At 42.9% G+C, this 11,865-nt stretch carries 16 protein-coding genes; 5 read left to right on the top strand and 11 right to left on the bottom strand.

Features of this window, described 5'->3' with window-relative positions; all coding sequences use genetic code 11:
• Positions 1 to 52 precede the first annotated feature (52 nt).
• From NST83_RS06175 to NST83_RS06150, 6 genes are all read right to left on the bottom strand, one after another.
• Positions 53 to 847 carry a DeoR/GlpR family DNA-binding transcription regulator gene (locus NST83_RS06175; RefSeq protein WP_342416981.1) on the bottom strand — a complete coding sequence of 265 codons (795 nt, stop codon included), beginning with the start codon at positions 845 to 847 and terminating at the stop codon, positions 53 to 55.
• A gap of 60 nt (positions 848 to 907) precedes the next feature.
• Positions 908 to 2,287 carry an MATE family efflux transporter gene (locus NST83_RS06170; RefSeq protein ID WP_342416980.1) on the bottom strand — a complete coding sequence of 460 codons (1,380 nt, stop codon included), beginning with the start codon at positions 2,285 to 2,287 and terminating at the stop codon, positions 908 to 910.
• A 172-nt stretch (positions 2,288 to 2,459) separates the two neighbouring features.
• On the bottom strand, positions 2,460 to 2,597 hold the full coding sequence (locus NST83_RS06165; protein WP_342416979.1) for a hypothetical protein: 138 nt from the start codon (positions 2,595 to 2,597) through the stop codon (positions 2,460 to 2,462).
• A complete protein-coding gene (locus NST83_RS06160; RefSeq protein WP_342416978.1) occupies positions 2,597 to 2,734 on the bottom strand; it encodes a hypothetical protein in 138 nt (45 codons plus the stop codon). Before NST83_RS06160 ends, NST83_RS06165 begins: the two co-directional genes overlap by 1 nt.
• A gap of 199 nt (positions 2,735 to 2,933) precedes the next feature.
• On the bottom strand, positions 2,934 to 3,131 hold the full coding sequence (locus NST83_RS06155; RefSeq protein WP_342416977.1) for a hypothetical protein: 198 nt from the start codon (positions 3,129 to 3,131) through the stop codon (positions 2,934 to 2,936).
• Between the two features lie 746 nt (positions 3,132 to 3,877).
• Positions 3,878 to 4,393 (bottom strand): hypothetical protein, encoded by a 516-nt coding sequence (locus NST83_RS06150; protein ID WP_342416976.1) that lies wholly within the window; start codon positions 4,391 to 4,393, stop codon positions 3,878 to 3,880.
• 501 nt (positions 4,394 to 4,894) lie between these two features.
• Between NST83_RS06150 and NST83_RS06145 the strand changes: the two genes are divergently transcribed.
• Entirely contained in the window at positions 4,895 to 5,119 is a 225-nt protein-coding gene (locus NST83_RS06145; RefSeq protein ID WP_342416975.1) for a helix-turn-helix transcriptional regulator, read from the top strand.
• A 230-nt stretch (positions 5,120 to 5,349) separates the two neighbouring features.
• Here NST83_RS06145 and NST83_RS06140 read toward each other — a convergent pair whose 3' ends face one another.
• Positions 5,350 to 5,679, bottom strand: a complete 330-nt coding sequence (locus NST83_RS06140; RefSeq protein WP_342416974.1) for a LytTR family transcriptional regulator DNA-binding domain-containing protein — start codon at positions 5,677 to 5,679, stop codon at positions 5,350 to 5,352.
• Positions 5,680 to 5,848: 169 nt separating this feature from the next.
• Here NST83_RS06140 and NST83_RS06135 point away from each other — a divergent pair, with 169 nt between their 5' ends.
• From NST83_RS06135 to NST83_RS06120, 4 genes are all read left to right on the top strand, one after another.
• Positions 5,849 to 6,583 carry a hypothetical protein gene (locus NST83_RS06135; RefSeq protein ID WP_342416973.1) on the top strand — a complete coding sequence of 245 codons (735 nt, stop codon included), beginning with the start codon at positions 5,849 to 5,851 and terminating at the stop codon, positions 6,581 to 6,583.
• A gap of 80 nt (positions 6,584 to 6,663) precedes the next feature.
• Positions 6,664 to 6,954 (top strand): hypothetical protein, encoded by a 291-nt coding sequence (locus NST83_RS06130; RefSeq protein ID WP_342416972.1) that lies wholly within the window; start codon positions 6,664 to 6,666, stop codon positions 6,952 to 6,954.
• 232 nt (positions 6,955 to 7,186) lie between these two features.
• Positions 7,187 to 8,044, top strand: coding sequence for a tyrosine-type recombinase/integrase (locus tag NST83_RS06125; protein ID WP_342416971.1), 858 nt, complete (start codon positions 7,187 to 7,189; stop codon positions 8,042 to 8,044).
• Positions 8,045 to 8,046: 2 nt separating this feature from the next.
• Positions 8,047 to 8,244: a tyrosine-type recombinase/integrase gene (locus tag NST83_RS06120; protein ID WP_342416970.1), complete on the top strand. Its 198-nt coding sequence runs from the start codon at positions 8,047 to 8,049 to the stop codon at positions 8,242 to 8,244.
• A gap of 80 nt (positions 8,245 to 8,324) precedes the next feature.
• Here NST83_RS06120 and groL read toward each other — a convergent pair whose 3' ends face one another.
• From groL to NST83_RS06100, 4 genes are all read right to left on the bottom strand, one after another.
• A complete protein-coding gene (gene groL / locus NST83_RS06115; protein WP_013309215.1) occupies positions 8,325 to 9,953 on the bottom strand; it encodes a chaperonin GroEL in 1,629 nt (542 codons plus the stop codon).
• Positions 9,954 to 10,024: 71 nt separating this feature from the next.
• Positions 10,025 to 10,306, bottom strand: a complete 282-nt coding sequence (groES, locus tag NST83_RS06110) for a co-chaperone GroES (RefSeq protein ID WP_007429271.1) — start codon at positions 10,304 to 10,306, stop codon at positions 10,025 to 10,027.
• 385 nt (positions 10,307 to 10,691) lie between these two features.
• Positions 10,692 to 11,462: a twin-arginine translocase subunit TatC gene (gene tatC, locus NST83_RS06105; RefSeq protein ID WP_137061967.1), complete on the bottom strand. Its 771-nt coding sequence runs from the start codon at positions 11,460 to 11,462 to the stop codon at positions 10,692 to 10,694.
• A gap of 111 nt (positions 11,463 to 11,573) precedes the next feature.
• Entirely contained in the window at positions 11,574 to 11,825 is a 252-nt protein-coding gene (locus NST83_RS06100) for a twin-arginine translocase TatA/TatE family subunit (protein ID WP_137061966.1), read from the bottom strand.
• Between the last annotated feature and the right edge of the window lie 40 nt (positions 11,826 to 11,865).

The raw sequence follows: 11,865 nt of genomic DNA, 5'->3' as shown, positions 1-11,865 counted from the left end.
AGCTAGTAGAGAAGGAATTTCTTCTCTACTAGCTTTACGCCTGAATCAAGCCTCACGTATATGATTCACTCGGCATCATCCATTTTGTATTGGAGTCTTCCAGTTGGGCCTTCCATTCTGATGGAGGCTCCAGTTCCGAAATAACCACATCGACATTCTCGAAGTCGCATATCTTAACCATCGATCGTTTGTACCATTTTGATGAATCCGCCAGAACAATAGACGTTTCCGACTGCTGAATCCATTTGCGAGTTAACGTTGCTTTTTCATAGTCATAGCTTGTAAATCCATGCTCCATCGATAAGGCATCTACAGTTACAAATGCCTTATTCACAAAAAAATCCGACATATTTGCTTCTGCAATAGCACCTGATACACGGAGATGCTTCACGCTCACTTCGCCGCCAAGCATAATAATTCGGCCATCGAATTGCTCTCGTTTCTTGAGCTCGATCAAGGACATCATGGCAGAGATCGAGCTCGTTAGAACGGTAACCTGCTGCTTCTGAGATAGATACGGGATAATCTGAAGCGGTGTCGTGCCTTCATCTATAAAGATAACGTCATGATCATCAATTAGTGTAAAAGCAAGATATCCAATTTTCTCCTTCGCCTCTTGGTTAATACAGGCTCTTTCAAACAATGCTGGCTCTACCTCTACCTTCAGCTTGATCGCACCGCCATACACCTTCTTGAGCTTATTCTCCTTCTCCAGCTCATCCAAATCTCTACGAATCGTTTCTGTTGTAACCTCGAACATGCGTGCCAGGTCGCCCGCAATGACCTTCCCATGCTCGTTCAGCATGTTCATAATACTTAGCTTTCTTTCTTCACCCGCAAGAGACATTGCAAATCCTCCTATTCTTCCTAGCTACTATTCCCACGCATTTAGACACTCACTTGGACATTATAAAGATAACGCCGAGGAAGGCGTCTCAGGGACATTCTTAACCAAATTCCGCATCCATTTCTGGGAGCGATAACGTTTATACCCTATGAAGGCCTTACTTATCTCTTCACACAAAAATAATGCATACACCCATTCCGGCGACAGACGGAGCACATATGCCCCAACAAATACTGCCGGTAATGCAATGGCCCATGTTGTAATTAAAATCATGCTCATCGTAAACAAATTATCTCCACCTGCTCTAAACATACCGACAATCCATACATTATTCAAGAAAAATGCGGTCATTGCCACAGCCTGCAGCAGAAGGATATTTCCTAAAGAAGTGTGAACCTCCTCACTTAAGTAAGGAAAAATAAAGGACACAAACGGCGAAACCATCATCATGACAACACTAACGATTATACCCGCAATGACCGAAATCCGAGTAAATCTGCGAGCATAATCCAGCGCTTGCTCCTGCTTGTCCTGTCCCAGCTTTTGTCCGATCATCACTTTTGCCGCGTAGGCAAATCCGTGAATCCCCATCATAAAATACCCTTGTAGCGTATTCGCAAGCTGGAATGTAGTCAATGCCGCGATGCTTAATGATCCAAAAGCTACGGCATACAGCATATTTCCGATCGACCACATTCCTTCATGAAACACTAGTGGGGTTATCGTTTTCACCACCTGCTTGCGTAGTATCAGAGGTAAACTGAACAGCTCTTGGAATCGAATATTTAAATAATACGATTTGCAATAAATGAAAACAAACAAAAACAGAAGACTCGTACCTGAAGCTATCAACGTTCCCCATGCCGCTCCTGCAACACCCAGGTTGGGTAAACCCAACTTCCCGTAAATCAGCCCATAGTCGAGTGTAATATTAATCGCCATTGCACATAAACCGACATATAACGTTATCTTAACCTTCCCCAAAGATCCCAGCGCTTGGGCATAAGCATCTCTAATCGCACTGATTACAAAAACAAAAACCATAATCGTGACATATTGAATACCAAGCGGCAGTAGCTCATCGTCCTTAATAAATAGAGAAAGAATCGGCTCCTTCCAAATCCATACTACAACAAATGACAAAAGACTGATGCAAATTCCCGTCAACAGCATAAAACCGAATGTTGCTCGCATAAGCGTATGCTGCTGTTTTCCATGGTACTGGGTTATGTACGCGGTCATCCCGTAGACTGCCGTAAGGATCATCGATAAAATAAAGCTGATTCTGCCCACAGCAGCAGTAACAGCCACCGCCCCATCACCTAGATTGGTCATCATTAGCATATTCACTAACGAAAATGAATTAGCAACAAGCATTTGTAGCACAGAAGGAATAACTAACCCTTTCATCTCCCAAGTAAACCCAGACTTTCTGATCATACCCTCTCCCAAGCATATCCCTCATTCACATTCAAATTGTACGATACCTCGCATGTTTTTCACTTCGTTCTGTTTGTTTAACTATAGTATAATTGTTGTTTTAGTTGCTTTTATGTTGCCTTACTCATCATACATATTGCTTGTCATTTAGTCAATGCATAAGGGAGAGAAATCATGACCTTTCAATGTAGCCAAATGTTTCAATGGACTGCTTTAGCTTTTCGTATTCGGCATCACCGGGCTGTAAATCGACTCGCGGGTTGTATGCCGCTGCGTTGATTTTCTCTATTGGTAGGACTCTGATTTCCATTAGTCTTCCACCACCTGATAACTAAAATAAGCAACCTCCAACGGCCTGCGGAATGTCAGTTCACCTACGAACAAAATCTCATTTCCATCAGCATCGGTGACGCGTATATCCTTTTGGTCTTTCGGTTCAAAATCCATCTGAGTAACCCCCTGTTTGAGTTGAGTTGGTTTCCGCTATTCGGGTAGCAGGTTGATAGGCTGTCAGAGCGTGTGTATGCCCTCTCTCTGCTCTTTGTTGTACTCCTTCCGGCATTTTCCTGAGCAAAGGAAGAAAGCTCAAAACGGCTCATATTTTGTCGTATGAGGGCAAAAGAAAAAGCACCACAATGGGTGCCTCTTAATCAAGGAAAAACGTAACCCAAATGCCTATAAGGGCTAAGATTCCTAAAGCGGAAATTACAGTTTTTCTGTTGAAAGGTCTAAAGAAAACCTTAAACATTAGAACCAAAGCTATTATCATAGTCAAAAGTAATAGCAATTTGTTCCCTCCTACAGTACCCCACAAATCAACGTCTGCTCCTTTTAAAACATTCAAATAGTATGCCTCCTTAAAATTTTGCCTAATTCCAAGATTCGACAATTAAGACGGCTTATCCTTTTTCACACAGTCAGACCAAAAACAAAACTGTTTAACTCCATCCCATGCACCCCATACACAACCTTTACATTTCTTCGGCTGTTTTGGTGGTCCTTTCAACGGGAGCAAAATTCCTTTCTTCTGCTTCTTCTTCAAGACTAAAATCCTTTCAAAAGGCAATAAAAAAAGCCACCCAAATGAGTGACTTGTATCTGCCTATGTATTTACAGCACCAAAGCAATGCTTATTTAAAACCCGAAAAAATAAACAGCGATAGGATCTATTCCCGCAAGCGGGATGCAAAACGCTGCGCTGTTGCATAAAAGCAATTGTACTTAGTAACTAAAGAAGAAGACCATTTTACTGATTACCGAAAATGGTCGTCAAAGAACAAAAACCGGACAATATCGGAAAATGAAGGATTAAGCCCTAATAAGCTGGCTTTTGCTCACTTTCTCGATATCACTCGTCCCAAACAGTACGCTTGTCCATATCCTCACCGTTTTTCATAGCCTGGACACATACAGTACAGAACCGAATACCCAATGAAACATGCGTTGATGGTTTGTCACAATGAATGCAGAGACCTTCTATGGATACCTTCATTTTTTCCTGTCTCCTGATCGTGGAACAAAGCAGCTCCCTCCTTAATATAAAAAGGCCGACCCATTGGTCGACCTTATCAATAATCATAAAAAAACTGATTATTCCAATTCTCCCTTTGTACTACTTACACGAACTGAAAGTTTACCCGACATATCAGCTTTACCACTGGTGAGGTTAACATAGAATGTACCAGTAGACCAAGCATTACTGTTAACAGGAGAACTCCATTGATTATGTGCATCTGCGGTTCCGCTAAGTTTTACTGTACCTGAACCTGAGCCTTGGGTTACTGTTATCTTAATCGGTTGGTCGCCAGTATTATTCACCCATACTTTTACATACCCGTATCCTGCAGGAATGCTGAAAGACTTAGACATTTCTGTACCCTCTAGTTTTGCATTATCAATTCTAAGATCAGTGGCTTGAGGAGTAATAACATGATCCCCCTCTTTTGGTGTATTCACATCGGTCGTTTCGTTTGCAGATTGGGAAACTGCTGCTGAATCAGTTGTAGCTGGTGTAACTTCCGTAGTGGCTGCGGCAGAAGCAGTTAATGGAATTGCAACAGCTAAAGACAAAACAGATAATAATGAAGCTTTTTTAATGTTTTTCATACTCATAAGCCCACTTTCTTTGATTTTTTTCCTGCATGCTTTATCAATCAACCAGTATGTATAGAAACTATTAGAGTATCATGATCAATAAAGTTTTTTACAGGTAGTTATATACATTTACATTATAAGTCTTTTATTGTAATTGTTCAACAAAAAATTGGACAATGATTCCATTATCCTAATATGGCACGCTGCGGAATTGAACCGCACAAGGGTTCTGACCAGGCTGTTAATGTTTCCTCTGGTTAACTGGTTCCTTACTGCCTGCACGTGCCATGTAAAATGTGGGCGGGGTCCACTCTCACCCGCATGGAATGACTTACCGTTTAACCGCAGCCTGCATACCGCTACCGATCTACCGCTGTGCGTTACGGGTGCCCCTAATGAATGCAAGGATCTATCCTTGTTCGCGGCCACATATTTGGGCTTCCCCTTGCGCGCACTGAGCAGTATGTCCCTCTATCCCCTTGCAGGATCGTCGAGGCTCTGCGAGGCATGATCATGGCCATAAAACCTGGTCGTTGCCTGCTGAAGCAAAGATTGCGTGAAATACGAAAAGATCAACAATGGCTGAGTGAAGTGACTGGGATTACCAAGTCTCAAATCTCTGAGTACGCCAATAATAGACGCTTGATGTCTCTAACAACTGCTATGAACATTGCAGCAGCTATCGGGTGCCATATGGATGATCTTTATGAGCGAATCGAATTCAGCAGCACTGAGTGACACTACGTCACTCCGACCGGGTAATAGTTCGCTATACCGCGAACTACTTATGCCGATCTTCCCCACAGGTTCATATATATTCGTTCATTGTCGAATTGCTGGTGAATATGTTGTACAACCATTTGCAGGATTAACTTTAGCATCGCTCGGTGGTCGGAGTCTGTCGAAATACGCGGCTTCAAGGGCCAATTTCAGGGGGGTTAAACCATGTTTAAGGGGGATTGACAAGCCTATAGTTTTGTTCTTATTCCTACAAAACTACCATCATCAAAGAATATTTTACTACCATGAGCATCCGTTTCAGTACGCTTAATCATGTTCTCGTTCACAACCGTTGAGCGATCATAGGATTTGAAGCCATACTTAGCATAAGCCCTTGAGACGTCCTTTAGCGTTCTCAAACCTATGTATGAGCCTGTTGAGGTATGGTAGGCAGGACATGACTCCTTACTCTTGGTTGGCTGCCACAAATCAATGTAATTCACATCGTATAGCGAAATTTCGACAAAATCCGAGTCTGTCCCATCCCGATCATGGATTTTTACGCACGTTACTATCATGCTGACTACTCCTGTTGTTTTTACTTCATGATAGAACAGCCATAGTTTATTATCATTATGTAAAAACTTACAAAGTATTACATAATTAAAATTATTATTCGATAATAATTTTAGCAAGACGAAATGAGCAACTCCCCCAACCGATGGGGTTATAAAAGGGAAGAGTTTTATGAGAGACGTTATAAGTACGATTGCAGCTATTGGAGGGCTAATAGCTTTTATTGTTTACATTCCGATTGCTATTCTATCCTTAAAAAAGAAGAATGGAAAAGCTCCAAAGCAGTTCGGAACCGCAGCTATTTGTTTAGTCGCAAGTTTGGTAGGACTCTATGAAGTGGGCTCATCCCCAAAAGATGAATCTCAGCAAACTACTGTTACTACAGTAGATACCCAAGCACCCTTTGAAACACCAAAAGTGTTTGAGACTAGCGAGGTTCTCCCGACTTCGCCTTCAGATTCAGGTATGTATGTGTTTGGTATGAGCGCCGAGGAATTTACGGAAGCATTCAATGCCGTTGTTGAAAAATATAAGTTGGATTATTTGCACATATCCAGATTGAAAATAGATTCCAAGACATTTCAATACACTTTTAATGACGATTTAAGCATGGTAGGTACAATCGATTCCAATCAAAAATTACAGGAAGTTATGTTTATAGCAAATGGAGGTTTCAAAGAGGAGACTGGTGGAAATTTAATGACAGCCATCATCACGTTAATAATGACAACAAATAGTAATTACAGTTATAATGATGCACAAGATGTCCTGAAAGATATAGGACTTTTAGCGAACGATGTCAATCTACAAGACTTTGAGGGAGCCACTGATAGAAACAAAGTGAAATATAGATTTAAAATTCAGGATGACAATATGGCTACGTTCGGCATAAAAGCAGCAAAGTAAAATTCCTGAAAGTAGAAATTTCTATCCCCTTCTGAAATGGTACAATAATTACAGTGATTCACTTAAAGGAGGAACGCTTCATGAGCGAACAAATATTGAATCAAATTCTAGCTGAGCTTAAATCCATTAAAGAAAGTCAAGAGAACACAAATAAACGCCTAACCAAAATCGAGGAACAAACGAAAGATATCCCTCTGATCAAGCAAGCGGTGCTGGAAACCCTGACGATCACCAAGCAAATTGATTCCTCTCAGAGCAGCTTCGAGCGAAAGGCTGCCACTGATCTAAATACGCATGAACACAGCATAGATATATTGAATCGTCGTCAGCTTCGTTTGGAAGCTGACATTGAGAAGCTCAAAAACCGCTAAGCCCGCAAGGGCTTTTCTTTTCACCATTAAACCGAACATTTGTACTTATGTATAAGGAGATAGACTGCATGGCATCTTATACTAAAATTAAGGCCAATAACAAACAGGGATATAAATGGATATGTACGTTGGAGGGCCCTCCTGATCCTGTGACGGGGAAGCGCAAGCAGATACCTCGAAGGAAGCTCTTGCTCGTGCTCAAAAAGTTCTAGATGATCTTGTTAAACATGGCGTGGATGCCAAGAAAGTAAAAAAGCTCCCTTTCGAGGAAGTTGCATGGGATTGGCTTAAAACCTACTCTGAAGGAAAGGTTAAAGAAAGCACCGTCAGAGTAAGAAGCAAAGAAATTAAAATTTTGGTGAGATACATTCCCAAAGTAAATATTGACAAGGTAACGCATAAGCAATACCAAAACATACTCAATGATCTCGATGATAAAAAATATGCCCGAACCACAATTGAAGGGGTACATGTCACTGCGAATATGATTATGAAATATGCGATAAAAAATAAAATGCGATTGGATAATCCTTGCACCGGTGCAGTCATACCAGCCAAAATGCTGACTGTAGAAGAAATTGAAAATACGACCATTGAAGACGAATTTTTAGAAAAGCCTGAAATAACGGAGTTCCTTCAGGCAGTATACCTGCATGGCCTACCAATGGATTTAGAGCGTTTTTATCTTCTCGCCTTTTCAGGCATGCGTTCAGGGGAACTATGTTCCTTAAAATGGACGGATATTAATTTTGAAACGAATGAAATACGAGTGACCAAGACTCTATATAATGAGCAAAACAATATGAAGCTATATAAACTCACTCCGCCTAAAACTAAAGGGTCTATCCGCACTTTCGACTTGGACGAAACCATTATGAACTTGCTTGCCGATTATAGAAATAGACAGCAAAAAATAGTTCAGGAAAACAGAAAAATGTACCCTGATTATCATGACAAGGATTTCGTATTCTGTCGTGACAATGGATATCCATTCATCCAAAAAAACATCTTGATTAGAATGGATAGAATCTTAAAGAAAACATCAATCAAAAAAGAAGTACTCCCCATATCTTCAGACACACCCATATAAGCATGCTCTCAGAGGCTGGAGTAGACCTAAAAACGATTATGAAGCGTGTGGGACATGATGACCTGGAAACAACTCTAAAGATCTACACACACGTCACAGATAAGATGAAAAAGGACGCAAATGAGAAAATAAGAATTCACTTTGCAAATATATTGAACTTCAATTTCACGAAAGATCATCTCTCTTTGCAAGAAATGTGATTTTTTCGTGATTTAATGAAGAAAGGCTCCCTCTCGGGAGCCTTTTAAATAGCGGTATTACAGGCTTTTTAGCCTTTTACTTACATCATTCCGCCCATTCCACCCATGCCGCCCATATCAGGCATTGCTGCCTTTTCTGGTTCTGGCTTGTCAGCGATAACTGCTTCGGTGGTCAGGAACATTGCTGCTACGGAAGCAGCGTTTTGCAGTGCATAACGAGTTACTTTTGCAGGGTCCACGATACCAGCGTCGATCATGTTTACCCAGTCGCCAGTAGCTGCGTTAAAGCCTACGCCAACTTCTTCGCGTTTCAGACGCTCAACGATGACAGAGCCTTCTTCACCTGCGTTAGCAGCGATCGTGCGGATTGGAGCTTCCAGAGCACGCAACACGATGTTCACGCCTGTTTGCTCGTCGCCTTGCAGTTCAACGGCTGCAACGGCTTTGTATACGTTCAGAAGCGCTACACCACCACCGGATACGATACCTTCTTCAACCGCAGCACGGGTTGCGTTCAGGGCATCTTCGATGCGCAGTTTGCGTTCTTTCAATTCTGTTTCAGTAGCCGCACCGACTTTGATAACTGCTACGCCGCCAGACAATTTAGCCAGACGCTCTTGCAGCTTCTCTTTGTCGAACTCGGAAGTCGTTTCTTCCAGTTGTGTACGGATTTGACTAACACGAGCGTCGATGTCGGCTTTGTTACCAGCGCCGTCAACCACAATCGTATTTTCCTTCGTAATACGCACTTGACGTGCTGTACCCAGTTGGTCTACGGAAGCAGTTTTCAGGTCCAGACCCAGTTCTTCCGTGATCACTTGACCGCCTGTCAGGGCAGCGATATCTTGCAGCATTGCTTTACGACGGTCACCAAAGCCTGGAGCTTTAACAGCTACAGCGTTGAATGTACCACGCAGTTTGTTAACAACGAGCATAGCCAGCGCTTCGCCTTCGATGTCTTCAGCGATCAGCACGAGTGGCTTGCCTTGTTGTACGATTTTCTCAAGCAAAGGCAAAATTTCTTGTGTGTTTGTGATTTTTTTGTCTGTGATCAGGATATACGGATTGTCCAGTACAGCTTCCATTTTGTCCGTATCTGTAATCATGTACGGGGAAATGTAGCCACGGTCAAACTGCATACCTTCAACCACTTCCAGCTCCGTTGCAAAACCGCGGGATTCTTCAACCGTGATCACACCGTCTTTGCCCACTTTTTCCATAGCTTCAGCGATCAGTTCGCCTACTTCATCATCAGCAGCGGAAATACCGGCTACTTGTGCAATGGATTGTTTGCTTTCGATTGGCTTGGAGATGGCTTGCAGTTCAGCAACAGCAGCTTTAACCGCTTTGTCGATCCCTTTACGGATACCGATTGGGCTTGCTCCAGCAGTTACGTTTTTTAAACCTTCTGTGATGAGGGCTTGAGCCAAAACAGTAGCGGTTGTCGTACCATCACCAGCTACATCGTTGGTTTTGGTTGCTACTTCTTTAACCAGTTGAGCGCCCATGTTTTCGAACGCGTCTTCCAATTCGATTTCTTTTGCGATCGTTACACCGTCATTGGTAATGAGCGGGCTACCGAATTTTTTCTCCAGTACAACGTTACGGCCTTTCGGTCCGAGTGTTACTTTAACAGCGTTAGCCAATGCATCTACCCCGCGAAGCATGGAGCGACGAGCGTCTTCACTAAATTTAATGTCTTTTGCCATTTACGATAAACCTCCCATGGATTATGAATGATTTGTTCGATTCCTATATTCAGGTCTTGTCCGGATTCCGGTTAACCAATGATCGCGTGGATATCGCTTTCTTTCATAATCAAATATTCTTTACCTTCATATTTGATTTCCGTTCCAGCGTATTTAGAGAAGATTACACGGTCGCCTTCTTTTACTTCCAGAGGAATGCGGGCACCGTCTTTCAATGCGCCTGCGCCAACCGCGATAATTTTGCCTTCTTGCGGCTTTTCCTTAGCAGAGTCAGGAAGTACGATTCCGAAGGAAGTCGTTGTCTCTTGCTCAATTGCCTCCACCAATACGCGTTCACCCAAAGGTTTGATCATGAAAAAATAGCCTCCTTATTAAGTGTTTTATTCCGTTATACGGTTGTTATGCTGTATGTGTTAGCACTCGACACTCGTCAGTGCTAACAACCAACTTTATGATACTCAACTTGAGATTGAATTTCAAGTCCCTTATGTATTTTTTATGGGAATTTTTATGGACGGCCCTTCTCGATTATATCCATCCGTCATAAAAATAACCGTTACCTCAGGCTAATGGTTATTTTTATGCAACGAAGCTGCTATCTTTTATGAGCTGTTTTCAAGTCAGCCAAGCTGCTGCTTTTAATGATCTGCTGATCCCTGATCTTCATGTTCTGCAACTTGCCATGCAGCTCCAGAACCCTAAAATACCGTTTTGCACGGAAATTCGGGTTCCTGCCCATTATCGCTCTGGCGCTATACGCAATTGTGCCTCCCGTTCCTCGTCAGCGCGCAACTGTCTGCGATATACCACTGCCGACATGTACACACTCACTTCATACAGTACCAGTAACGGGATCGCCACCAGAAAGTCGGAGATAAAATCCGGGGGAGTTATGACGACAGCAACAAAAACAAGCAGAAAATAAGAAATTTTCCGCCATTTGCGAAGCCTCATCGGAGTGAGTACCCGAATACCTGTCAGGAACATGATGAGCAGCGGTAGTTCAAACAATAAAGCCACAGGCAGCACAATATTAAACATGAAGGTGAAATATTGAGCAATACCGTACGTTTCATGCAGTCCCATGCTTTTAGTGACAGACGAGGTAAACTGAATCGCCATCGGGAAAACAATAAAATAGGCAAAAGCTGCACCAATCACAAACAGCAGCAGCACATAAGGCACATACCGCAAAGTCGCATTCCGTTCTTGCGGTCGCAAGCCGGGACTAACAAACTTCCACAGCTGGTAGCATGCAAACGGCAGTGCAACCGCAATTCCGATCAGCATGGCGATCTTCATGTAGATGCCTATTCCGTCCCAGAAGGAAAATGCATTCAGCTGAAAAGCCTGCGCCGAACCGGAGCGAATAAGCCAGTCATAGACAGGACCTGCGGCGAACAAACCACCAGCCAGTGCCAGAACAAATACACTCAGCACATAAATGATCCTACGGCGTAGCTCGCCTAGATGCTCCATGAGCGGCATTTCATGCTCTGGCGGGATCACACTCATTCCTCCTTCCTTGATTGGACGCAGATGCGCCTCCTAAAAAATAAAGCCCTTCCCTGGAGAAGAGGCTCTTCTTGAAATTGTAAAAGCATTAACAATGAAACTAACCTAAGACAACCGTTTATCCTCTGGCTGGGGCTGCACTTCTGGAGCTGCTGTCTGGGATGCCTTGACTACGCTGTCCTTACTGTCTTTGTGTTCAGCCCGTTGGTCTTCAGACAAAATATCACGTGCTCCGTTTTTAAACTCACGGAATGTACGCCCTACAGCGCGACCCAACTCAGGCAGCTTGTTCGGTCCGAATAGCAGCAGCGCCAGAATGATTAACAAGATATAACCCGGTGCTCCGATATTAGGCATGAGTGTTATCCTCCTTATATTGACGGGCAAAAACTACAAA

This window comes from Paenibacillus sp. FSL R10-2782 (assembly GCF_038592985.1).
Taxonomy (GTDB): Bacteria; Bacillota; Bacilli; order Paenibacillales; family Paenibacillaceae; genus Paenibacillus; species Paenibacillus terrae_C.
This window is presented reverse-complemented; position numbering and strand designations above follow the sequence as displayed.

Coding starts and splice junctions, on each gene's coding strand:
- NST83_RS06175 (WP_342416981.1), bottom strand. CDS start 847: ATGTCTCTTGCGGGTGAAGAAAGAAAGCTAAGTATTATGAACATGCTG.
- NST83_RS06170 (WP_342416980.1), bottom strand. CDS start 2,287: ATGATCAGAAAGTCTGGGTTTACTTGGGAGATGAAAGGGTTAGTTATT.
- NST83_RS06165 (WP_342416979.1), bottom strand. CDS start 2,597: ATGGAAATCAGAGTCCTACCAATAGAGAAAATCAACGCAGCGGCATAC.
- NST83_RS06160 (WP_342416978.1), bottom strand. CDS start 2,734: ATGGATTTTGAACCGAAAGACCAAAAGGATATACGCGTCACCGATGCT.
- NST83_RS06150 (WP_342416976.1), bottom strand. CDS start 4,393: ATGAAAAACATTAAAAAAGCTTCATTATTATCTGTTTTGTCTTTAGCT.
- NST83_RS06145 (WP_342416975.1), top strand. CDS start 4,895: ATGGCCATAAAACCTGGTCGTTGCCTGCTGAAGCAAAGATTGCGTGAA.
- NST83_RS06140 (WP_342416974.1), bottom strand. CDS start 5,679: ATGATAGTAACGTGCGTAAAAATCCATGATCGGGATGGGACAGACTCG.
- NST83_RS06135 (WP_342416973.1), top strand. CDS start 5,849: ATGAGAGACGTTATAAGTACGATTGCAGCTATTGGAGGGCTAATAGCT.
- NST83_RS06130 (WP_342416972.1), top strand. CDS start 6,664: ATGAGCGAACAAATATTGAATCAAATTCTAGCTGAGCTTAAATCCATT.
- NST83_RS06120 (WP_342416970.1), top strand. CDS start 8,047: ATGCTCTCAGAGGCTGGAGTAGACCTAAAAACGATTATGAAGCGTGTG.
- groL (WP_013309215.1), bottom strand. CDS start 9,953: ATGGCAAAAGACATTAAATTTAGTGAAGACGCTCGTCGCTCCATGCTT.
- groES (WP_007429271.1), bottom strand. CDS start 10,306: ATGATCAAACCTTTGGGTGAACGCGTATTGGTGGAGGCAATTGAGCAA.
- NST83_RS06100 (WP_137061966.1), bottom strand. CDS start 11,825: ATGCCTAATATCGGAGCACCGGGTTATATCTTGTTAATCATTCTGGCG.